This window comes from Gammaproteobacteria bacterium (assembly GCA_003696665.1).
Classification (GTDB): Bacteria; Pseudomonadota; Gammaproteobacteria; order Enterobacterales.
This window is the reverse complement of the sequence record RFGJ01000644.1, coordinates 1-1,072: the sequence shown is the minus strand read 5'-3', so window position 1 is coordinate 1,072 and position 1,072 is coordinate 1. Positions and strand designations below refer to the sequence as shown.

Here is a 1,072-nt window from a genome sequence, read left to right as displayed (position 1 = left end):
TCGTTTTGCAATGCGCTTCTGATAGATACCGGGGCAAAGATGAAGCCCGGCGCTGTCATCCAGGTCCGACGCGCGCACTACGGCCGTGTGGGTAGCCTCAACTCTACCGTCCTCATGATGCCACACATAGGGATGAAAAGGCTTGTAGACTACTCCACTTTCCTGATGCTCATGGAAAAATGCCCTGATTTTTTCGGGATTGTGAGAAAAAATCGTCGGCGGGAGGTTCCACCCCACACGAGCGGCTACAGTTAGTTGGAGAAGTTTGTTGCTGCTCCGGAGCCGCCCCGAAACGGGGTTGACGCAGAAGCAGTTCCGATCAAGAAGCCACCACAATCCCTCCATGAAATATCGGAATTCAGTTTCTGCAATCGCCCGGTCATTGGCGGGTAACTCCTCAGGAAGCTTGACCGGGCGCAGACGCCGAAACCAGACCACTCTCTCATCACCTCCATCAGAAAGCCAACTCCCCGCCGGCGAACAACAATATCTGAGAGCGCTTTCAGGCGTTATTTCCTTAGTGCCTCCTGTAACGAAGACACTTGATTTACCAAATATGGGCCCGGCGCAGGACAATAAAAATTCTGAAAAAAACAAATTAGTGCGACAGTTCATGCATGATTCAAGAAACCATGAGGCCAACGCCGCATGAAGATCTTTATGATGAGTTATAATTAGTATATTCACGAGAACATCATATTACGTAGAAGGGCCGACCATTACAGGTCGACCCCGCCACTCTAAACATTAAATCTTGCAAGAACTAACGCAGAATGAGCGGATCGTTGTCACACGCATCGTCATTTGAACCATGATCGACGACCTTTGTGAACCCATTAAAGGCACACGCGCCGTGCACATAGCGCATTTCGTCTTTGCTCAGCAACCGAGCAAACCGACGAGGCGCGAGGGTACTCTGGTTCGGAGTTTTGCGATTGTCGGACATGAGTTGCTTCTCCTCCTCTTCTCCCCCCTCCCGAGCCCGGAGAGTTTATAGTCAATCCTGAGATTATTGTCAATCGTAGTGGGAGTATAGTATTGCACACGCGCCTAATGGTAAATATCATTTTTT

The 1,072-nt window shown here is 49.8% G+C and carries 2 protein-coding genes; one reads left to right on the top strand and one right to left on the bottom strand.

All coding sequences use genetic code 11. From position 1 onward, the window contains the following. Positions 1–39: 39 nt before the first annotated feature. Positions 40–255, top strand: a complete 216-nt coding sequence (locus tag D6694_15460; GenBank protein RMH34100.1) for a hypothetical protein — start codon at positions 40–42, stop codon at positions 253–255. A 508-nt stretch (positions 256–763) separates the two neighbouring features. On the opposite strand, the gene D6694_15455 is transcribed toward D6694_15460, so the two are convergent. Further along, a complete protein-coding gene (locus tag D6694_15455; protein RMH34099.1) occupies positions 764–946 on the bottom strand; it encodes a hypothetical protein in 183 nt (60 codons plus the stop codon). Between the last annotated feature and the right edge of the window lie 126 nt (positions 947–1,072).